Here is a 20,147-nt window from a genome sequence, read left to right on the forward strand (position 1 = left end):
CCCCGCCATGGGGCCGCCTTGAAACGTCAGTCATTGATGCCGGAAAGATCTGCTTGCCGAGGTTTTTTTGCATCGGCTCAAGTCATACCTTTCTCTACGGCTTGAAGAAAAGCACGGCGCTTTTGTGTGCCGCCGCCTCATCCCCAGCGTTTACTCAGCTGCGCCGCCTGCAGTGATTTTTCCTGCGGGTCGCGGCGCGTCCCGTGGTCAATTTCCAGCAGCTCAAAATCCCCGGCAAGTCGACTAGTGTTGGCGTTGAGCCCCATGTTGGGGGTTATGGAGAAATGGCTATGGAGCGAAACAACAAACGGATCAACAGCGCAAAAAGGAGGAAGCTGATTGCCGCTTACCGGCTTCCGGGCGCGCCCGGCCTGGCGTCGGGGTTGAGCGCGCCGGTGAAGCCCGAGGCGGATGATGAGCTGGACGCGGCGGTGGTGAACAACAGCGTCATGTCGTTTGTGCAAGGCATGACCAGCCTCAACAAGGAGTACACCCGCAAAAGCTATTTGCTGGCGAGCAGCTACGTCAGCGATGTGCTGCGGGTCGCCCGGGGCACAGAGGCCTGGTACAACGAATTCATCAAGGTCATGAGCAGCCTCGGCTGGATGCCGGTCAGGAGCAGTTTCGAGCGGGTGTACACCTCTCGCAAGGGGCTGTCGGTACAGCTGGCGGCGCTGAACCTGATGGCGGCCACCGTGGCCTCGACGTTTCTGTCGGGGCCACTGATCAGTGTATTGCCCAAACGGGTGGCGGAGGCGGTTGAAGCGTTGAAGCAGCTCCCGGCCTCATTTGAGTTATTCAAGCGAAATACCACCACGCGTGACGGTGGCGATTTCGGCTTGGCGTCCTGCTCGGAAATCGCCGGGGAAGTTTCGATGGTGCTGGTGACGTACAGCTCCCACGGCGTCAGCAAGCAACTGGGCATACCGTTTCTGGAGTGGGACAGTGCATCCGTCGAGGCCTTCAGTGGCCGCACATGCCTGGTGCTGAACAGCTCGGTGGTCAACGAAGACACGATTCAACTGCTGCGGGACAGCGCAGGGGACAAGGTCCGCCTGGCTATCGCCAACTACAGGATTTGATCTACGGCACCAGGTAACCGCGTACACCGGTGAAGATGATTTGTGCGGCCAGGGCGCACACGAACAGCCCCATCAACCGGCTGACAATCTGCAAGCCCTGGTCGCCGAGGATGCGTTCGATACGGTTGGACAGGTACAGCACCACGCCCACCGTCAGGCTGGCCAGGGCGATACTGAGGATCGCGGTGATCTTGTCGTCCCAGTGCGGCTGGCTGACGCCCATCACCAGCAGCGCACCGATGGTGCCGGGGCCGACGGTCAGGGGAATGGTCAGCGGCACGATGGTCACGTCCTGCTGCACGTTGTCGGTCTGCACCGCCGACTTGCCCTGGGCCATGCCCAGGGCCGAGATGAACAGCACACTGCCGGCGCCGATGCGGAAGGCGTCGACGGTGATGCCGAACACACTGAAAATCACCCGGCCGAACAGGTAGAGCAACACGCTCGATACCAGGGTGGCGAGGGCCACTTTCCAGGCCAGGCGCCGCCGCTCCTTGCTGGAGTAACCGCGAGTCAGGCTGATAAAGCAGGAGAGCACGAAGAAGGGGCTGTAGAGCACCAGCATCTTCAGGTAAACGCTGAATAGCACGTGGAGCATGGTGGGAGCTCGCAGCGAAGGAGGGCGAGCGGGAGTTTATCAGGCCTGTGACGAACGGGCTGCACTGATCCCCTGTAGGAGCGAGCTTGCTCGCGAAGGTCGTTAACGATAACGCGGGCTTTCTGGTTTAACGCGGCGCTCTCAGGTTCTTCGCGAGCAAGCTCGCTCCTACAGGTTGGGCGTGTCAGGAAGTCGGGGCGTGCTCGGGGCGTTGTGCCCGCTGTGCTACCCAGTACTCCACCAGCTCGCGCAATTGCGACAACTCCACCGGCTTGGCCATGTGCCCGTCCATCCCGGCCTGGCGTGCACGCTCTTTGTGCTCCGAAAGAATGTGCGCCGTCAGCGCCACCACCGGCGTACGAATCCGCTGGTTGCTGACTTCCCACGCACGCAGTTGCTGGGTCGCGGAGAAGCCGTCGAGGATCGGCATTTCACAGTCCATCAACACCAGGTCGTAGCGCTGGGCCTTCATTGCCTGCAGGGCTTCTTCGCCGTTGCTGGCGGTGTCCGGCTGCAGGTTGAGCTTGCCGAGCATGCCGCGAATCACCTTGGTGGAGATGCTGTTGTCCTCCGCCACCAGGATCCGGAAGTCACTCGGCACGGTCACCGGGGCCGGCGCGCTGATCGCCGGCTGGCGTGGTTGCACGGAGCCCTTGCTGCGCTGGGTCAACTCATCGGCAAGGGTGGTCTTGAGGGTATAGCCGGCCACGGGTTTGGCGAGGATGCGCTTGATCCCGCAGTTGCGCGCGATGATCTTGCTCGGCGCATTGCTGATGCCGGTGAGCATGATCAGCAGGATGTCGTGGTTCAGGCTCGGGTCTTCCTTGATCTTCGCCGCCAGTTGCATGCCGGTCATGCCGGGCATGTTCTGGTCCAGCAGCACCACGTCGAAATAGTCCCGCAGGTGCGCCTTGGTGCGCAGCAGCGCCAGGGCTTCCTTGCCCGAAGGCACGGCGCTCACGTTCAGGCCCCAGGCCGTGCATTGCTGCACCAGCACTTTGCGGCAGGTGTCGTTGTCGTCCACCACCAGCACGCGCGCGCCCTTGAGCGGGCCGTCTAGGTCCGAGGTCGGGTGCTCCAGGCGTTCCGGGTCCAGCGGCAAGGTCAGCCACAATGTGCTGCCTTGCTGGCTGCCACTCTTGATGCCGAATTCGCCGTTCATCAACAGGATCAGCTGGCGGGCAATGACCAGGCCCAGATGGCCGCTCAGGCGGGTGGCAGAGAGGAAGTTCTTGCTGTGCAACTCGCTGTGCAGCAGGGCGTCGCGCTCGGCGGGTTCCATCGGCAGGCCGCTGTCTTGCACGGCAATGCGCAGGCGCGGTTTGCTGCTGCGCTCGTCCAGTGCGACGACGATCAGTACTTCGCCTTCATCGGTTTTTTGCAGGGCATTTTCCAGCAGGCTCAACAGTGCCTGGCGCAGCCGCGTCGGGTCGCCGCTGATCACCCGGGGTACCTGGGGCTGGATAAAGCTGATCAGCTCGACGTTCTGCTGCTCGGCCTTGGCGCGGAAAATACTCAGGCAGTCTTCGATCAGCGCGTTGAGGTCGAACTGCACATCGTCCAATTCGATCTGCCCGGATTCCAGCTTGGAGATGTCGAGAATCTCGTTGATCAGGGTGAGCAGTTCGTTGCCGGCGCTGTGGATGGTTTGCACGTAGTCGCGTTGCTTGACTGAAAGCGGGGTGCCCAGCAGCAGTTCGGTCATGCCCAGCACGCCGTTCATGGGCGTGCGAATTTCGTGGCTGATCTTCGCCAGGAATTCGGCCTTGGCGGCGATTTCGGCGTTGCTGGCCGCCAGGTCGCGGCTGAGGCTGAAGTTGTCTTCGGTGATGGCGCGCTGGCGTTCGCCCAGGGCCAGGCTCATCAACAGGCCACTGAGGCAGATAAAGCCGAGCAGGGTGATGATCAAGCCTTGTGGCGGCACCAGCGTCAGGCCCAGCAAGGCCGGGAGAATAATCAGCGTGCCGATGTTGAAGATCACCATCGCCAGCATGAACAGGCGCGCCGGGCGGTAACCCTTTTGCCAGTGATAGGCCGAGACGAACAACATGCTCAGGCCGGCCAGCGCCACCAGGGCGTAGGTGATGATGTTCAGGGGCAAGGTGTTGACGAACAGCAGCAACAGGCCGGTCAGGACGATCAGCAGGATGTCGGCCATCAACAGCTTGTTCAGCGGATGCGGGCCCAGTGGCGCAAAGAAGCGGTAGGCAAACATCAGCCCGCACGGCGCGGTCAGCAGCAGGGCGAGGTAGGCACCGGGGGTTTGTACCGCGTGCCAGTTCGGCAACCACGGGCCCAGCACGTTGAGCAGCAGCGCAAGGCTCAGCAGCAACAGCAATTCGCAGGCGGCGAGCCACAGGCTGCTGCGGGAGCGATGGTAGGCGTAGCGGGTGAGGTTGTGCAGGATCAGCATCACCAGGCAACCGAACAGCAGCCCGTAGATCAGCGTCTGGTTCTGGTTGGCCGCAGCCAGCACGGCCGGCTCAAGGGTGATGTAGGGGCGCAGCTCGTGTTCCGAGACCATGCGCAGGTACACGTCCAGCGGCTTCTGGCTTTGCGGCATCGGCAGCATGAAGTCGCTGCTGGGCAGCGGGCGCTCGGCCTGGGGCTGGCGGGTGCCGGTAGCTTCCTGCTCCACCAGGGTGTCGCCGTCGAGTACATACAGGTTCAGGTGTGACAGGTCAGGGGCGAATACCCGCAGCACTTGCTCGTGTTTGCCGGGTTGCAGCCTGAAGCGTACCCACAACGCACCGTCCGGTTGCGCGGCGGTAATCCGGTCCAGTTCGATGGGGCTGAATTGATTGATGTAGCGGGGCGAGCGGATGTCGCTCAGTTGCAGATCGGCCTGTTCATCAAGCAATACTGCCCAGCCACTGCCTTGTGCGGCGGCCTGGGCCGGGAGCAAGCAGAGCAAGGTCAGCAGACTGACAGTGAAACCTATGGCGATCCTGAGCCAGCGCACGGCGAAATCCCTTCGTAGGTTGATGCATGGGTATAACTATGCGCGGGGCCACAAGCGTAGGGCAAGGGCCAGAGGCCCCTGCCTAACCGAACGGATAGCTGTTTACTGACTTTCGCCACGCTCACGGGCAATGGCACGGTAGCCAATGTCGGTGCGGTAGAAGCAGCCTTTCCAGTCGATCTTCGCCGCCAGCTTGTAAGCCTGTTGCTGGGCGGCATCTACGCTGCTGCCCATGGCGGTTGCGCACAGTACGCGACCACCGGCGGTGACGACCTTGCCATCCTTGAGCGCGGTGCCCGCGTGGAACACCTTGCCTTCCAGCGTAGCAGCCGCGTCCAGACCTTCAATCACATCGCCCTTGGCGTAGTCGGCCGGGTAGCCGCCGGCGGCCAGCACGATGCCGACACTCGGGCGCGGGTCCCACTGGGCTTCGACCTTGTCCAGGGCCTGGGCCAGCGCAGCTTCAACCAACAGCACCAGGCTCGATTGCAGGCGCAGCATCACCGGTTGGGTTTCCGGGTCGCCGAAGCGGCAGTTGAACTCGATGACTTTCGGATTGCCGGCCTTGTCGATCATCAAGCCGGCGTACAGGAAACCGGTGTACACATTGCCTTCGTCGGCCATGCCGCGCACGGTTGGCCAGATGACCAGGTCCATCACGCGCTTGTGCACTTCGGCGGTAACCACTGGCGCCGGGGAGTAGGCACCCATGCCGCCGGTGTTCGGGCCGCTGTCGCCGTCACCCACACGTTTGTGGTCCTGGCTGGTGGCCATCGGCAGTACGTTCTTGCCGTCGACCATCACGATGAAGCTGGCTTCTTCGCCGTCGAGGAACTCTTCGATCACCACGCGCGAACCGGCTTCACCGAAAGCGTTGCCGGCGAGCATGTCGCGCACGGCGTCTTCGGCTTCAGCCAGGGTCATTGCGACGATCACGCCTTTACCGGCGGCCAGGCCGTCGGCCTTGATCACGATCGGTGCACCGACTTCACGCAGGTAGGCCAGGGCCGGCTCGATCTCGGTGAAGTTCTGGTAGTCGGCGGTCGGGATCTTGTGGCGCGCCAGGAAATCCTTGGTGAAGGCTTTCGAGCCTTCCAGCTGGGCAGCGCCGGCGGTTGGGCCGAAGCAGTCCAGGCCGCGGCTGCGGAACAGGTCCACAACGCCAGCTACCAAGGGCACTTCCGGGCCGACGATGGTCAGGGAAACGTTTTTCTCGGCAAAGTCCGCCAGTTGCTCAAGGGCCAACACGTCGATGGCGACGTTTTCGCACTTGGCTTCAATGGCGGTACCGGCGTTGCCGGGGGCGACGAAAACTTTCTGGACACGTGGGTCCTGGGCAACTTTCCAGGCCAGGGCGTGTTCACGGCCACCGCTGCCAATGATCAAAACATTCATTTCAAAAACCTCGGATGACGCTGAATTCTGACCGTTCCCACGCTCTGCGTGGGAATGCCTCTTGTGACGCTCTGCGTCACGCTTTGGGACGCGGAGCGTCCCGGGCTGCATTCCCACGCAGAGCGTGGGAACGAGCAATCAGTGACGGAAGTGGCGCATGCCGGTGAAGACCATGGCAATGCCGGCTTCATCAGCCGCTGCAATCACTTCTGCGTCACGCATCGAGCCGCCCGGTTGGATCACGGCGGTAACACCGGCTTTCGCGGCGTTGTCCAGGCCATCACGGAACGGGAAGAATGCGTCGGACGCCATCACCGAACCGGCGACCTGCAGGCCGGCATGTTCTGCCTTGATCGCAGCGATGCGTGCCGAATTCACGCGGCTCATCTGGCCCGCGCCGACACCGATGGTCTGGCGGTTCTTGGCGTAGACGATGGCGTTGGATTTAACGTACTTGGCGACTTTCCAGGCGAAGATCAGGTCGTTGATTTCCTGTTCGGTCGGGGCGCGCTTGGTCACCACTTTCAGATCGGCGCTGCCGATCATGCCGATGTCGCGGCTCTGTACCAGCAAGCCGCCGTTGACGCGCTTGTAGTCCCAGGCAGCGGCACGTTCGGCCGACCACTCGCCGCACGCCAGCAGGCGCACATTGGCCTTGGCGGCAACGATGGCGCGAGCCTCTTCACTGACGGATGGCGCGATGATCACTTCAACGAACTGACGCTCGACGATCGCCTTGGCGGTCTCGGCGTCCAGCTCACGGTTGAAGGCGATGATGCCGCCGAAGGCCGACTCGGTGTCGGTGGCGTAGGCCAGTTCGTAGGCCTGGCGGATACCGCCTTCAGCGTCCGGGCTCACGGCCACGCCGCACGGGTTGGCGTGCTTGACGATCACGCAGGCTGGCTTGACGAAGCTCTTCACACATTCCAGCGCGGCGTCGGTGTCGGCCACGTTGTTGTACGACAGCTCTTTGCCTTGCAGTTGGGTCGCGGTGGCGATGCCGACTTCAGCAGGCTTGGCCTCAACGTAGAACGCCGCGCTCTGGTGCGGGTTCTCGCCGTAGCGCATTTCCTGGGCCTTGATGAACTGGCTGTTGAAGGTGCGCGGGAACTGGCTGCGACCTTCTGTGCTGAGGGTTTCAGCGGCCTGGTTCACGGTGCCCATGTAGTTGGCGATCATGCCGTCGTAGGCAGCGGTGTGTTCGAAGGCCTTGAGCATCAGGTCGAAGCGCTGGGCGTAGGTCAGGCCGCCGGCTTTCAGGCTTTCCAGTACGTTGGCGTAGTCGCTGGCGTTCACCACGATGGCCACGTCTTTGTGGTTCTTGGCTGCCGAGCGAACCATGGTCGGGCCGCCGATATCGATGTTTTCGATGGCGGTCGGCAGGTCGCAGCCTGGCTTGTTGATGGTGGCTTCGAACGGGTACAGGTTAACGGCCACCAGGTCGATCGGCTTGATGCCGTGCTCGCTCATGATGGCGTCGTCGATACCGCGACGACCGAGGATCCCGCCGTGGATTTTCGGGTGCAGGGTCTTGACCCGACCGTCCATCATTTCTGCGAAACCGGTGTAGTCCGCCACTTCCACTGCGGCCACGCCGTTGTCCTGCAGCAGTTTGAAGGTCCCGCCGGTGGAGAGAATCTCCACGCCCAGGGCTTCCAGCTCCCGGGCAAATTCGAGGATCCCGGTCTTGTCGGAGACACTGATCAAGGCACGGCGGATCGGCAGGCGGGTAGTCTGGTCGGTCATTTCAATTTCCATCAAAAGCAAAGGAGTCAGCAAAAAAGGCGTCCGTTTTTACGCGGGCGCCTTTCTGGTTTGATTGAATGCTTACAGCAAATCGTACTGCTTGAGTTTCTTGCGCAGCGTGCCACGGTTCAGACCGAGCAGCTCACTGGCCTTGGTCTGGTTGCCCTTGACGTAGTTCATCACGCTTTCGAGCAACGGCGCTTCGACTTCGGAGAGCACCAGGTTGTACACGTCCGTGACGGCAGCGCCCTCAAGGTGGGCGAAATAATTGTGCAGCGCCTTCTCGACACTCCCGCGAAGGGTCTGGCCTTCTTCGCTCGGCGTGTTGAGGTGCTGTTTCAAATTGACGTTGTCGCTCACGGGTGTTGTTCCACTCACTAAAGTCTCGGTCATCATCGTCATGCGGCCACCCCTTCTCCGTCCCCTGTCACCAGGCTCTTGTAACGCTCGGAGAAGAACTCACGAACGTTGGCGCACTGTGCTTCCGTATCATCCAAACGATTGAAGTGGGCGCGAAACTCCCTGGCGCCCGGCAAGGTTGCGAGATACCAGCCCACATGCTTGCGAGCAATGCGTACTCCCATCACGTCTCCGTAGAAGGCGTGCAGGGCGGCCAGATGCTCTAGCAGAATACGTTCCACCTCGATCAGCTCCGGTGCCGGCAAGGTTTCGCCGGTACGCAGAAAATGCTCGATCTCACGAAAAATCCACGGCCGCCCCTGGGCAGCCCGGCCAATCAACAGGCCATCGGCGCCGGTCGCGTGCAGCACGCGCCGGGCTTTCTCGGCTGAGTCGATGTCGCCGTTGGCAAAGACGGGAATCGACACCGCCTGCTTGATCGCGGCAATGGTGTCGTACTCGGCTTCACCGGTGTAAAGGTCGGCGCGGGTGCGGCCATGCACCGCCAGCGCTGTAATGCCCGCCTGCTCGGCGATCTTCGCCACCGTCAGGCCATTCTTGTTGTCCCGGTCCCAACCGGTGCGGATCTTCAGGGTGACCGGCACATCCACTGCAGCGACAACGGCATGCAGGATCTCGCTCACCAACTGCTCATCCTTCAACAGGGCAGAACCTGCGGCCTTGTTGCAGACCTTCTTGGCCGGGCAACCCATGTTGATATCAATAATCTGCGCCCCCAACTCCACGTTGGCCCGGGCCGCATCCGCCAGCATCTGCGCATCACCGCCGGCGATCTGTACCGAGCGGGGCTCGGGATCACCTTCGTGGATCATGCGCATCCGCGATTTGCGGGTGTTCCACAGGCTCATGTCGCTGGTGACCATTTCCGAGACTACAAGCCCTGCGCCCAAACGCTTGCAAAGCTGACGAAAGGGCTGGTCGGTGACGCCCGCCATCGGGGCGAGGATCAAGCCGTTGTGCAATGTGTATGGGCCGATGCGTACCGCCGACATAGGACTTCCCTGTTGTGGGGCCGGATCATTAGAGTTCGAAAAAGGGTTGGCATGATACCCGCTCTCGATGACTGGATAAAGGCTGAATTGGATAAAATCTGAGCAGTTATTTTCTTATCGCCGCAGGTTTGGTCAAAGGCGATGCAGTCAATAATCTGCCGTCAAGCACCGGCCAGGCAGCCGTTTCACTCGGGGGAGTGGAAGCTCAGGCTGTAATTCACCGCTTTGTTGCCCGGGTCGAGGATGTCCAGGGCAATGTGGATCGGCGTCTGGGAGGGCATCTCGGTCACGCCTGCCAACTCGCCGCTGAGGTATTCGGCGGGTTTGAAGCGACGACTGGCGATCATATTCCCGTTCATGTCGGCAAAGCGTAGCTCCAGCAGCGGGAACGGTTGGGAGAATGTCGCGCGGTTATAGATGATCGCGTCCACCACCAGGGCACCGGCAAACTCCGGGTGGCTGCGCACCACCAGGTTGCTGCTCTTGATGTGGGCGATATCGACCCGGGATGGCACGGTGCAGCCCAGTTTCGGGCACAGTTCCTGGAACCATGGACGGTAGGCGTCCTGGCGTGCCAGGTCGTCGAATTGGTAGGCGACGTATTGTCCCGCCAGGCCGGCGGCGGCCAGCAGCACCAGCAAGCCCCAGAACAGGCGGCGGCCCCAGCCGGAGGAACGCTTCTGGGAATACAGGTGCAGCGGGTCGTCTTCCAGGTCCGAAAGCAGGTCGTCGTGGGCGCCAGCCTCGGGGCGAGGGCGCTTGCGTTTGGGCTGCGGGCGTTCCGGTTGTTCGGGTTCCGGCTCGTCTGCTACGGCGGTTACCGGTGGGTCGAGTTCGTCAGCGGTGGGGCTTGTGTGCAGCGGTGGTTCGTCGTCCGGCTCGACCGCTTCAAACGACATCGACGGTTCGGTGCGCTTGGGTTTGCCTGGGCTTGCCTTGGCCGGTTGCGGTTCGTCGTCGACCATTTGCGGGGCTTGGGCCCGTTCATCCCGGGGTTCGCTGAACAGGCTGGAGGCCCATTGCTCTTCCTCGGCCTTGGCCGTATCACGGCTGGCGCTGAGGGCATCTTCCTTTTGCCGACGATCGGCGCCGGGCTGGCGACGGTCGGCACCCACGGGCTGGGTGTGCTGGATCTCGCGACGTTCCAGCTTGGCCAGTTCTACGTCGAGGTCCAGGTTATCCAGGTCCAGCTCTTCGGCGGTCCATTGCTTCTGGCTGATGGCTCGCGGCGCTTGGGGTGGCGGTTCTACGGCTGCCGGCGGCTCTGCCGCAGGTGGTGCCTGGGGCGCGGGCGCATTGGCGCGCTGCTCCAGCAGTTGGCGAGCGGCATTGAACACTTGCAGGCACGACCCACAGCGCACCACGCCACGGGCCACGCTCAATTGAGCGTGGTTGACGCGAAAGCGTGCTTGGCAGTGTGGGCACTGGGTGACGAAACTGTCGGTCATGCGGCCATCCGATTCATGCAGGCGCTCATTCTAGCGCCGACGACCACTGATGCGTACCCAGCCATCGCGGTTGGCGATCGGATCCAGCTCAAAATCCTGGGCGTAGGCTGCGGCAACATCTTCGCCCTGTTCGGCGAGGATGCCCGACAGCGCCAGGCGGCCGCCCGGCTTGACCAGGCTCGACAGCTGCGGCGCCAGGGAAACCAGCGGCCCGGCGAGGATATTGGCCACCAGCACGTCGGCCTGCACCTGGGGCAATTGCTCCGGCAGGTACAGCGGGAATTTCTCTTCAGCGATGTTATTGCGCCCGGCGTTATCGCGGGAGGCTTCCAGGGCTTGCACGTCGATATCGGTGCCGACCGCTTCCTTGGCGCCCAGCAGCAGGGCGGCGATCGCCAGGATCCCCGAACCGCAGCCGAAGTCCAGCACGTTGCAGTCTTTCAGGTCCTGGCCATCGAGCCATTCCAGGCACAGCGCGGTGGTGGGGTGGGTGCCGGTGCCGAACGCCAGGCCCGGGTCCAGCAGCAGGTTCACGGCGTCTGGCTCGGGGGCGGCATGCCAGCTCGGCACGATCCACAGGCGCTGGCCAAAACGCATTGGCTGGAAGTTGTCCATCCAGCTGCGTTCCCAGTCCTGGTCTTCGATGATTTCGCTATGGTGTTCCGGCAGCGGGCCGCCGGTGAGCAGTTCCATGTGGGCCAGGACGCTGGCGGCATCGGTGCCGTCTTCGAACAGGGCCAGCAGATGGGTGTGGGACCACAGCGGGGTGGTGTTGAGCTCGGGTTCGAAGATCGGCTGGTCTTCGGCGTCCATGAAGGTCACCGACACGGCGCCCACTTCGAGGAACGCGTCTTCGTAGGTTTCGGCTTGTTCTGGGCTGATGGCGAGACGGACTTGCAGCCAAGGCATGGCGGGCACCTTTGAAAAAATGAGTGTGCAGCGGGGTAGGGCTGCGAAAGACGCGCAAGTTTACGCGAGCGAACAGCAGAAGACGACTGTACTGCTGGTGTACACAGAACAAAATGTGGGAGCGGGCTTGCTCGCGAATGCGGTGTGTCAGTAATGGATGTGTTGACTGGCATACCGCATTCGCGAGCAAGCCCGCTCCCACAAGGGGAATGTATCCATCCAGAAAAATCGGGTGGGCAGAAACAACAAAACCGCCCGAAGGCGGTTTTGTTGGGTGGAGCACTTCGCTTACTGATTAGCCAGCTTGTGTTCCAGGTAGTGAATGTTCACACCACCTTCGCAGAAGCCTTCATCGCGAACCAGGTCCCGATGCAGCGGGATGTTGGTCTTGATGCCGTCTACCACGATTTCGTCCAGGGCGTTGCGCATACGGGCCATGGCCTCGTCGCGGGTGGCGCCCCAGGTGATCAGCTTGCCGATCAGCGAGTCGTAGTTGGACGGAACCTTGTAGCCGCTGTACAGGTGCGAATCCACACGTACGCCGTTGCCGCCGGGCGCGTGGAAATGCTTGACCAGGCCAGGGCTTGGGATAAAGGTTTTCGGGTCTTCGGCGTTGATCCGGCACTCCAGAGAGTGGCCGTGGATCTTCACATCATCCTGGGTAAATGACAGCTTGTTGCCAGCGGCGATGCTCAGCATCTCCTTGACGATGTCGATACCGGTGACCATCTCCGAAACCGGATGCTCTACCTGCACACGAGTGTTCATCTCGATGAAGTAGAAACGGCCGTTCTCGTACAGGAACTCGAAAGTGCCCGCGCCACGGTAGTTGATGTCGATGCACGCCTTGACGCAGCGAGCCAGTACTTCCTGGCGAGCTGTTTCGTCCAGGCCCGGTGCCGGCGCTTCTTCCAGCACCTTCTGGTGACGACGTTGCAGCGAGCAATCGCGGTCGCCCAGGTGGATGGCGTGGCCCTGGCCGTCGGACAGTACCTGCACTTCCACGTGACGTGGGTTGGTCAGGTACTTTTCCAGGTAGACCATCGGGTTGCCGAACCAGGCGGCAGCTTCCGAGCGAGTCTGCTTGGCGGCTTCGATCAGTTCTTCTTCCTTGTGCACCACGCGCATGCCGCGACCACCACCGCCACCGGCGGCCTTGATGATCACCGGGTAACCGACTTCGCGACCAATGCGCAGGGCGGTTGCCTCGTCTTCAGGCAGCGGGCCGTCGGAACCTGGAACGGTAGGTACGCCGGCCGCGATCATGGCGTCCTTGGCCGATACCTTGTCGCCCATCAGGCGAATGGTTTCGGCTTTCGGGCCGATGAAGGCAAACCCGGATTTCTCCACCTGTTCGGCGAAATCGGCGTTTTCCGCGAGGAAGCCGTAGCCGGGGTGGATGCCATCAGCGCCGGTCACTTCAGCGGCGGCGATGATGTTCGAGACTTTCAGGTACGAGTTCGTGGCCAGTGGCGGGCCGATGCAGATGCTTTCGTCCGCCAGTTTCACGTGCATCAATTCGGTATCGGCCGTCGAGTAAACAGCGACGGTCTTGATGCCCTCTTCCTTACAGGCGCGCAGGATACGCAGCGCGATCTCGCCGCGGTTGGCGATCAGGACTTTTTGCAGTTTCTTCGCAGGTTTCAACATCGAAGGCGCTCCGCGGTTCAAACGATGGTGAACAGCGGCTGGTCGTACTCAACCGGCTGACCGTTTTCTACCAGGATGGATTCGATGACGCCGGCTTTTTCCGCCGTGATGTGGTTCATCATCTTCATCGCTTCAACGATGCAGATGGTGTCGCCCACTTTCACGGTTGCGCCGACTTCAACGAAGGCTGGCGAGGTCGGTGCCGGGGTGCGGTAGAAGGTACCGACCATTGGCGACTTGACCACGAAACCGTTCAGTTTTGGAGCAGCCGGAGCTTCGGCAGCAGCCGCGACCGGAGCAGCCGCCACGGGTGCAGCGGCCGGAGCCGGCGCTTGCATCTGTGGTGCGTAGAACTGTTGGGCCGGGGTCTTGCTGTGACGGCTGATCCGTACGGATTCCTCGCCTTCCTTGATCTCCAGCTCGTCGATACCGGATTCTTCCAGCAGTTCGATCAGTTTCTTAACTTTACGGATATCCATGAATCATCAACTCCCAAAGGGTCGGTCAGGGGCGCTTGGCCGTGTCTTCAAGCTGTTCCAGGGCGGCCTCCAGGGCCAGTCGGTAACCGCTGGCGCCAAGGCCGCAGATCACTCCTACCGCAACGTCGGAGAAGTAAGAGTGATGGCGGAAAGGTTCGCGTTTGTGCACGTTCGATAAATGCACTTCGATGAATGGGATGCTCACCGCCAGCAGCGCGTCACGTAATGCAACGCTTGTGTGCGTAAAAGCGGCGGGATTGATCAGGATAAAGTCCACGCCTTCGCTGCGCGCGGCATGGATGCGATCAATCAGTTCGTACTCGGCATTGCTTTGCAGGTAGAGCAAATGGTGGCCGGCATCACGTGCCCGTCGTTCCAGATCGAGGTTGATCTGTTCGAGGGTCACTGCCCCGTAGACGCCCGGTTCGCGGGTGCCGAGCAGGTTCAGGTTGGGTCCGTGAAGAACCAGTAAGGTCGCCATCGGCTGTTCCTTGTTATTGATGTGGGCACGGTAGAACCCGGCGACTATGCCGCAAAGGCTTTGTGACTGTCCAGTTCTATGCAGTAGGCAGCACGATTAGCGAGGATTGCGCAAAATATGTGACCGCAAGGCTGAATCCGGTCAGTGTGGGAGCTGGCTTGCCTGCGATGGCGGTGGTTCAGCCGCCACATGCGTTGACGGGTGCGCCGCCTTCGCGAGCAAGCCCGCTCCCACATTTTGATCTTCACAAGACGGGAGAGCCGGTCAGACGCGGAATGCCTGCACGGCGGTATTGAGTTGCCCGCCAAGTACCAATAAGTGCTCGCCCTGGCGGCGTCCCTGGCCAATTCGCAGCAAGTTGTCCTCGCCCAACTGGTGAATCCTCTCACTGTTATCGCGGATTTCACTCACGGCGCCACTTTGCTGGGCCGTCACATCGGCGATCCGCACGGCGGTGTCGGAAATGGTCTGGATCGCCCCGACGATTTCATCCAGCGCGCCGTCAGCCGCCTGGGCTTGTTCGGCAGTGGCCTCGGCGTGTTCGACCTGGGCACGCATGCCTTCCACCGATTGCCGGGCGGCGGTTTGCAGGCCGACGATCAGGTGCTGGATTTCGGCGGTGGCGCCAGCGGTGCGCTGGGCCAGGGTGCGCACCTCATCGGCCACCACGGCGAACCCGCGCCCGGCTTCACCGGCCCGGGCGGCTTCGATGGCGGCGTTCAGCGCCAGCAGGTTGGTCTGGTCGGCAATCGAGCGAATCACCGTGAGTACGCCGCCGATGGTCGCGGACTCTTCGGCGAGTTTCTCGATCATCTGCGCATTTATCTGCACTTCGCCGACCAATGCGTGCAACCCGGTCAGGCTCAGGCCGATCACCCGTTGGCCCTGCTCGACGGCCTGGCCCGCGCTGCGGCTGGCCTCGGCAGCCTGGCTGGCGTCGCCGGCAACCTGCTGGATAGTCGCTTCCAGTTCGCCCAGGGAATCGCGAATCTGCGCGGTATCACCGGCCTGGCGCTCGGCCCCGTCGTGCATGCCGCTGCTCAACTCCGCCAGCGCGCTGCTGCTGCCGGCCACTTGCTCGGCGTTGCCTCTGATGGTGCCCACCAGGTCCACCAGGTAGGCGCGCAGGCGGTTCAGGGACTCTTCGATATCGTGCAGTTCGCGGTTGGTCTTGCCCAGGGCAATGTGTTGGCTGAAGTCACCTTCGGCCCAGGTGGACAAGGCCGGCGCCAGGTTGGTCAGCACCCGCGCCAGGCGCCGCTGCAAGGTGTCGATCAAGAGGGCGATCAGCAGAATCAGGCCGATCATCACGCCTTGCATCAGCCGCACTTCGCCCTGGATCTGCGCGTGCTGGGCGCGCACCACAGGCTCCAGCCCGGCGATGGCTTGCTGCACGGCGTTGATTTTCAAGTGGGTGGCGGTGGCCAGTTCGGTGCGTTGCTGGATTTGCTCGCGGGTGCGTTTCAGCTCGGCGGGGTAGCGGGTCAGCAGGCTGTTGAGTTCGCGCTTGAGGTCGACGCCGGTGTCCTGGGCCACGGTTTTTTCAGTGTTTTCCAGGCCCATCATGGCCGAGAAATCGTCGGTACTGGACTCGCTGCTGGCGGTCACCCCCAGTAATGGCAGCTGCCCCAGCACGTCAGCCTGGCTGCGGATATTACTGACTTCGCGCTCCACATCGTCGGCCAGTTCGCTGCGCCCGCTGCTCACCAGCTTGTCCCGGGCCAGGGAGAGTTTCGCCAGGTGCTGGGACGCAGCGAGCAACGGCGGCAGATAGCGCGCCGCCTCGGGCGTACTGACGCCGCTGGCGTACTGGTTCAGTTGCTCCAGGTTGGCACCGAGTTCGCGTTCGGCTTGCAGCAACAGGGCTTGCGGGTCGCCGGCCAGCTTACCGGCGGCCAGCAGGTCGGTCTTGCCGAAGGTGTCCAGGTCGGCAAGGCTGGGACGCAGGTTTTGCGCCAGCTCTGCGGGTAACTCATCCAGCTGCTGCAACAGGTTTTCCAGGCTCTGGCTGGCGCTGCTCAGGCGCAGGGCGTCGCCGCTGGCGAGGTAATCGTCGATATTGCGCGCGGCCTGGTTCTGGAACGTCTGCGACAGGCCAAGGTAGCGCTCCATCAGCAGGTAAGGCCGTTCCAGGGCACGTTGCGACCACCAGAGCGTAGCGCCCAGGGCCAGGCAAACGGCGACCAGAAGGAGGGTGTTCAGATTCGTCAGCAGCTTCAGGCGCATGCGTGGTTTCAACCGACAGCAGAAGTAAGTGCCTGAAGTTATTGCGTTTCCATTACAGAGTTATGACGGATTCGGTGGATTCCGGTGAAAAGGTGGCACTTTGCTTTGATGCACGCGCCGACATCACCCGGTTACGCCCGGCATCCTTGGCGCGGTACAGCGCCTCGTCGGCCTGGGCCGCCATCATCAGGCTGTCGGAGCCATCACACAGCTCCACCACGCCGGCACTGAACGTGCACCACAAATCCTGTGGCTGGGCGGGATAGTGAATCTCGGCAAAGCGCCCGCGAATCTCGTCAAGTACTTGGCAAGCCCTGTCGAGGTCGGTGTCGGGCATCACGATGGCAAATTCTTCGCCGCCGTAACGGCCTATATAGTCGGTCTTGCGCAGGCGCTGCTTGAGAAACAGCGCGAGGCTCTTGATCACCCGGTCGCCCATGGGGTGGCCGTGGCTGTCGTTGACCCGCTTGAAGTGGTCGATGTCGAGCATCGCAAAGCTCAGTGGCTTGCTCTCGCGTCGCGCGCGGAAGCTGCAGTCTTCGAGCAGTTGCAGGATGTGGGTGTGGTTGTACAGCCCGGTGAGGCTGTCGCGTACCATCCGCGCCTTGAGGTTGCGTGCCCGCGCGGCGCGGTTGCGTACGGTGGTGATCAGGTGCCGCGGCTTGATCGGCTTGGTGAGGAAGTCGTCGCCGCCTTCGCTCATGGCGTCCAGTTGCTTGTCCAGGTCGTCTTCGGCCGAGAGGTAGATGATCGGCACGCTGACGTAGCGGTCATTGTGACGGATCACCTTGGCCAGCTCGGTACCGGTGCAGGCCGGCATATACATGTCGAGGATGATCAGGTCGGGCTGGAAGTCCGCCAGCTCGGCCATGGCCTGGATCGGTTCGATCAGGGTGCGGGTGACGATGCCGGCGCTGTTGAGCAGGCGCTCGGTGTGCATCGCCTGGGCCCGCGAGTCGTCGATGATCAGCACTTTATAAGGTTCGTACTGGGCGACGCAGGTCAGCACTTCGATTTTTTCCAGCAGGCTCGACGCCTCCAGGGTGCCGGTGAGGAACTCCTGGCCGCCGGCGCGCACGGCGGCCAGGCGGGTGGGGGTGTCGGTTTCGTGCAGGCTGAAAAAAAGCAGTGGCAGCTTTTGCTCCAGGCCTTCCTGGGCTTCGGCGGCGAGCTTCAGGCCGAGGCCGGCGCCGCAGAAATCCACATCCATCACAATGGCCGCCGGCAAGCGCTCGGCCATGGATGAGCGAAACGCCGCCACGCTGTCGAGGGACTGGGCGCTCAAGCCGAAAAATTCCAGCTGCTTGGCCAGGCGGTCGGCGCGGTCGTGATCGGCCAGCATCACGTAGATCGGCTTGCGCATCGGCGGCAGCAGGGTTTGTTCCAGCTGGTCGCCCTGGCGCAGCCCGGTGCGCGACAGGCGCTGCATCAAACGGTTGAGTTCGGTGATCAGGTGGCTGCTCAGGCGGCCGCGGTTGTCGTCCACCGCCTTGAGTGAAGCGCCGATCTGGTGCGCCAGCTGGCCGTGTTCCGGCTGCTCGAAGCGCTCGGCAAAACGCAGCAGGCGCAGGTTGGCCTCACTGAGCTCGGACAAGTCAGTGGTCGACCATTCGCTGCGTTGCAGGCGCTGCCAGATCTCAAGAATTTGACGTGCCTGATGAATTACCCGCTGGGCAAAATGGTGCTTGAGACGCTCACGGCTGGGGTCTTCTGGCTCGGTCATATCCTGACTACTAGTTAGGCTGCATGCTGAGGTCGAACTGATGGCTCTATGCTAGCACCTCTTTTCCGTTGCACGAGTGTCATACGTCAATTAACTGCAAGGTCGCAGAGATTCATTTATCGACCATGCAGTCGCGCGGGCGTAAACAGCGTGCATCCTTTATAGTCGAACCGCGTACTCGCGCCACCCTGGCTAAAAGCGCCGCACTGCTCGGCACGATGGGGCAGGGTTGTGGTCGTAGCTATTGAACTCAAGTGATTGAAAGGATATCGCCATGCTGGACTGGAAAAACCGCGCAGGCAGTGCAAAGGGCCCGGCCCCTGAAACCAAGTCGGCCCCCCGCAGCTATTTCCGTAACCTGCTGATGAGCCGTGCGTTGCTCTCGCTGGTTGCGTTGTACCTGTTGGTCACCGGTGCCCTGGGTTGGTACTGGAGCGAAGAGCCTGCGTTGTTCCCGGTCCAGCAGAATGCGCAAATTGCCGCCGAGAAGGATGGCAAGCAGATGGTGGTGGGCTTTACCACCGTCGAAACCCTCAAGACGGTGGTGGGCACCCTGCTGAACAAGCCGGGTGGCTACATTTCCAACGACCGTTTCCCGCCGGGCCTGTGGATGGACAACATGCCGAGCTGGGAGTACGGCGTACTGGTGCAGGTGCGTGACCTGACCCGTGCCCTGCGCAAGGACTTCGCCCGCTCCCAGTCGCAGTCGGCGGAAGACGCAGACCTGGCCAAGGCCGAACCGCGCTTCAACTTCGACAACAAGAGCTGGGTGCTGCCGTCCAGCGAGTCGGAATACCAGGAAGGCATCAATTCCCTGAGCCGCTACGAAGCGCGCTTGTCCGACCCGAATCAAAAAGGCGCGCTGTTCTATGCACGTGCCGACAACCTCAACAACTGGCTGGGTGATGTGGCGACCCGCCTGGGCTCGCTGTCGCAACGGCTGTCGGCCAGTGTGGGCCGGGTCAAGCTCAACACCGCGCTGAAAACCGAAGCGCTGGCGCCGGGTGAAGTGCCGCAGGTCGACGAAGAAGTGGTGGAAACCCCATGGATGCAGATCGACAACGTGTTCTACGAAGCCCGCGGCCAGGCCTGGGCCCTGTCGCACCTGCTGCGCGCCATTGAAGTCGACTTCGCCGATGTGCTGGCCAAGAAGAACGCCACCGTCAGCGTGCGCCAGATCATTCGTGAGCTGGAAGCTTCGCAAGAGCCGGTATGGAGCCCGATGATTCTCAACGGCAGTGGCTTTGGCATCCTGGCCAACCATTCGCTGGTCATGGCCAACTATATTTCCCGGGCCAACGCTGCAGTGATCGACCTGCGTCAGCTCCTGAACCAGGGTTGATGATGGACGCTTCCACCAGGGAGGCAGCGCACCGCGCCGCCTCCGACGCCGAACTGATTGCCTGGGTCGACGAGGAGGACAACCTGCTCGGCAGCCTCGTACGTTCCGATCTGCGCCGGCGCGGGCTGATCGGGCGCTGCACCTTTATTTTCCTGTTCAACTCGGCCGGTGAGCTGTGTGTGCACCGGCGCACCCTGAGCAAAGCCATGTACCCGGGTTTCTGGGACACGGCGGCGGGCGGAATGGTGGCGGCCCACGAGTCCTATGCCGAGTCGGCGGCCCGTGAGCTGGAAGAAGAGTTGGGCGTCAGCGGCGTCGAACTGACCGCCCACGATCACTTCTACTTCGAAGACGGCGACAGCCGGCTCTGGTGCACCTCGTTCTCGGCCGTGTGGGACGGGCCGCTGCGAATCCAGCCGGAAGAAGTCATGGAAGCGCGCTTTCTGCCCCTGGCGACGGTGCTTCAGGAGGCCGAGCAAAAGCCCTATTGCCCGGATGCCCAGGAAGGGTTGCGTCGTTATTTGGCCCTGCGTCGCTAAAGTTGCATAAATTGGCGCGATTTGGCTCTTAGCAAGGGGCCTTTTTGCCGTTACACTGCGCGACTTTTCAGGCTGAACCGCTCTCGCGGTTCAGTAGCGCTGCCCCTGCCTGAGTGGGGCTTCGCGGTCGATGACCCCATCGATCAGTCTTTGTC

General features: G+C 62.1%; 15 protein-coding genes and 1 pseudogene. 3 read left to right on the forward strand and 13 right to left on the reverse strand.

Features of this window, described 5'->3' with window-relative positions:
- Positions 1-290: 290 nt before the first annotated feature.
- Positions 291-1,082, forward strand: coding sequence for a hypothetical protein (locus tag HX807_RS02635; protein WP_102606174.1), 792 nt, complete (start codon positions 291-293; stop codon positions 1,080-1,082).
- 1 nt (position 1,083) lies between these two features.
- Here the strand turns inward: HX807_RS02635 and HX807_RS02640 are convergent, their stop codons facing one another.
- From HX807_RS02640 to HX807_RS02700, 13 genes and pseudogenes are all read right to left on the reverse strand, one after another.
- A complete protein-coding gene (locus HX807_RS02640; protein ID WP_003217330.1) occupies positions 1,084-1,680 on the reverse strand; it encodes a MarC family protein in 597 nt (198 codons plus the stop codon).
- Between the two features lie 184 nt (positions 1,681-1,864).
- A complete protein-coding gene (locus HX807_RS02645) occupies positions 1,865-4,642 on the reverse strand; it encodes a hybrid sensor histidine kinase/response regulator (RefSeq protein ID WP_177049161.1) in 2,778 nt (925 codons plus the stop codon).
- A 102-nt stretch (positions 4,643-4,744) separates the two neighbouring features.
- The gene (purD, locus tag HX807_RS02650; protein WP_003217326.1) at positions 4,745-6,037 is read right to left on the reverse strand and encodes a phosphoribosylamine--glycine ligase; all 1,293 of its coding nucleotides are present in this window, start codon (positions 6,035-6,037) and stop codon (positions 4,745-4,747) included.
- 138 nt (positions 6,038-6,175) lie between these two features.
- Positions 6,176-7,783: a bifunctional phosphoribosylaminoimidazolecarboxamide formyltransferase/IMP cyclohydrolase gene (gene purH, locus HX807_RS02655; RefSeq protein ID WP_008439025.1), complete on the reverse strand. Its 1,608-nt coding sequence runs from the start codon at positions 7,781-7,783 to the stop codon at positions 6,176-6,178.
- Between the two features lie 81 nt (positions 7,784-7,864).
- Positions 7,865-8,185 carry a DNA-binding transcriptional regulator Fis gene (fis, locus tag HX807_RS02660; protein ID WP_003186237.1) on the reverse strand — a complete coding sequence of 107 codons (321 nt, stop codon included), beginning with the start codon at positions 8,183-8,185 and terminating at the stop codon, positions 7,865-7,867.
- Positions 8,182-9,195, reverse strand: a complete 1,014-nt coding sequence (gene dusB / locus HX807_RS02665; RefSeq protein WP_003217321.1) for a tRNA dihydrouridine synthase DusB — start codon at positions 9,193-9,195, stop codon at positions 8,182-8,184. The genes fis and dusB overlap by 4 nt, the downstream gene beginning before the upstream one ends.
- A 185-nt stretch (positions 9,196-9,380) precedes the next feature.
- Entirely contained in the window at positions 9,381-10,643 is a 1,263-nt protein-coding gene (locus HX807_RS02670; RefSeq protein WP_177049163.1) for a DUF3426 domain-containing protein, read from the reverse strand.
- A gap of 30 nt (positions 10,644-10,673) precedes the next feature.
- Positions 10,674-11,552 carry a 50S ribosomal protein L11 methyltransferase gene (prmA, locus tag HX807_RS02675; protein WP_003217316.1) on the reverse strand — a complete coding sequence of 293 codons (879 nt, stop codon included), beginning with the start codon at positions 11,550-11,552 and terminating at the stop codon, positions 10,674-10,676.
- A 288-nt stretch (positions 11,553-11,840) separates the two neighbouring features.
- Positions 11,841-13,202 (reverse strand): acetyl-CoA carboxylase biotin carboxylase subunit, encoded by a 1,362-nt coding sequence (accC, locus tag HX807_RS02680; RefSeq protein ID WP_003217312.1) that lies wholly within the window; start codon positions 13,200-13,202, stop codon positions 11,841-11,843.
- 17 nt (positions 13,203-13,219) lie between these two features.
- A complete protein-coding gene (gene accB, locus HX807_RS02685) occupies positions 13,220-13,681 on the reverse strand; it encodes an acetyl-CoA carboxylase biotin carboxyl carrier protein (RefSeq protein ID WP_003217309.1) in 462 nt (153 codons plus the stop codon).
- A 25-nt stretch (positions 13,682-13,706) separates the two neighbouring features.
- The gene (aroQ, locus tag HX807_RS02690) at positions 13,707-14,162 is read right to left on the reverse strand and encodes a type II 3-dehydroquinate dehydratase (protein WP_003217307.1); all 456 of its coding nucleotides are present in this window, start codon (positions 14,160-14,162) and stop codon (positions 13,707-13,709) included.
- Positions 14,163-14,426: 264 nt separating this feature from the next.
- Positions 14,427-14,921, reverse strand: a pseudogene (locus HX807_RS31900) (methyl-accepting chemotaxis protein); the annotation flags it as partial.
- A 1,519-nt stretch (positions 14,922-16,440) separates the two neighbouring features.
- Entirely contained in the window at positions 16,441-18,111 is a 1,671-nt protein-coding gene (locus tag HX807_RS02700) for a PleD family two-component system response regulator (protein WP_008439016.1), read from the reverse strand.
- 274 nt (positions 18,112-18,385) lie between these two features.
- On the opposite strand from HX807_RS02700, the gene HX807_RS02705 reads away from it, so the two are divergent.
- Both HX807_RS02705 and HX807_RS02710 read left to right on the forward strand, forming a co-directional pair.
- The gene (locus HX807_RS02705) at positions 18,386-19,453 is read left to right on the forward strand and encodes a DUF2333 family protein (protein WP_003217301.1); all 1,068 of its coding nucleotides are present in this window, start codon (positions 18,386-18,388) and stop codon (positions 19,451-19,453) included.
- Positions 19,454-19,455: 2 nt separating this feature from the next.
- Entirely contained in the window at positions 19,456-19,992 is a 537-nt protein-coding gene (locus tag HX807_RS02710) for an NUDIX hydrolase (protein ID WP_177049204.1), read from the forward strand.
- The last annotated feature ends 155 nt before the right edge of the window (positions 19,993-20,147 follow it).

This window comes from Pseudomonas sp. D8002 (assembly GCF_013385695.1).
GTDB lineage: Bacteria > Pseudomonadota > Gammaproteobacteria > Pseudomonadales > Pseudomonadaceae > Aquipseudomonas.

Bases quoted from the DNA above. Each gene is read 5' to 3' on its own strand.
- purH (WP_008439025.1), bottom strand. From the start codon at position 7,783: ATGACCGACCAGACTACCCGCCTGCCGATCCGCCGTGCCTTGATCAGT.
- HX807_RS02635 (WP_102606174.1), top strand. From the start codon at position 291: ATGGAGCGAAACAACAAACGGATCAACAGCGCAAAAAGGAGGAAGCTG.
- dusB (WP_003217321.1), bottom strand. From the start codon at position 9,195: ATGTCGGCGGTACGCATCGGCCCATACACATTGCACAACGGCTTGATC.
- aroQ (WP_003217307.1), bottom strand. From the start codon at position 14,162: ATGGCGACCTTACTGGTTCTTCACGGACCCAACCTGAACCTGCTCGGC.
- prmA (WP_003217316.1), bottom strand. From the start codon at position 11,552: ATGCCTTGGCTGCAAGTCCGTCTCGCCATCAGCCCAGAACAAGCCGAA.
- HX807_RS02700 (WP_008439016.1), bottom strand. From the start codon at position 18,111: ATGACCGAGCCAGAAGACCCCAGCCGTGAGCGTCTCAAGCACCATTTT.
- HX807_RS02670 (WP_177049163.1), bottom strand. From the start codon at position 10,643: ATGACCGACAGTTTCGTCACCCAGTGCCCACACTGCCAAGCACGCTTT.
- accC (WP_003217312.1), bottom strand. From the start codon at position 13,202: ATGTTGAAACCTGCGAAGAAACTGCAAAAAGTCCTGATCGCCAACCGC.
- purD (WP_003217326.1), bottom strand. From the start codon at position 6,037: ATGAATGTTTTGATCATTGGCAGCGGTGGCCGTGAACACGCCCTGGCC.
- HX807_RS02710 (WP_177049204.1), top strand. From the start codon at position 19,456: ATGGACGCTTCCACCAGGGAGGCAGCGCACCGCGCCGCCTCCGACGCC.
- accB (WP_003217309.1), bottom strand. From the start codon at position 13,681: ATGGATATCCGTAAAGTTAAGAAACTGATCGAACTGCTGGAAGAATCC.
- fis (WP_003186237.1), bottom strand. From the start codon at position 8,185: ATGACGATGATGACCGAGACTTTAGTGAGTGGAACAACACCCGTGAGC.
- HX807_RS02640 (WP_003217330.1), bottom strand. From the start codon at position 1,680: ATGCTCCACGTGCTATTCAGCGTTTACCTGAAGATGCTGGTGCTCTAC.
- HX807_RS02705 (WP_003217301.1), top strand. From the start codon at position 18,386: ATGCTGGACTGGAAAAACCGCGCAGGCAGTGCAAAGGGCCCGGCCCCT.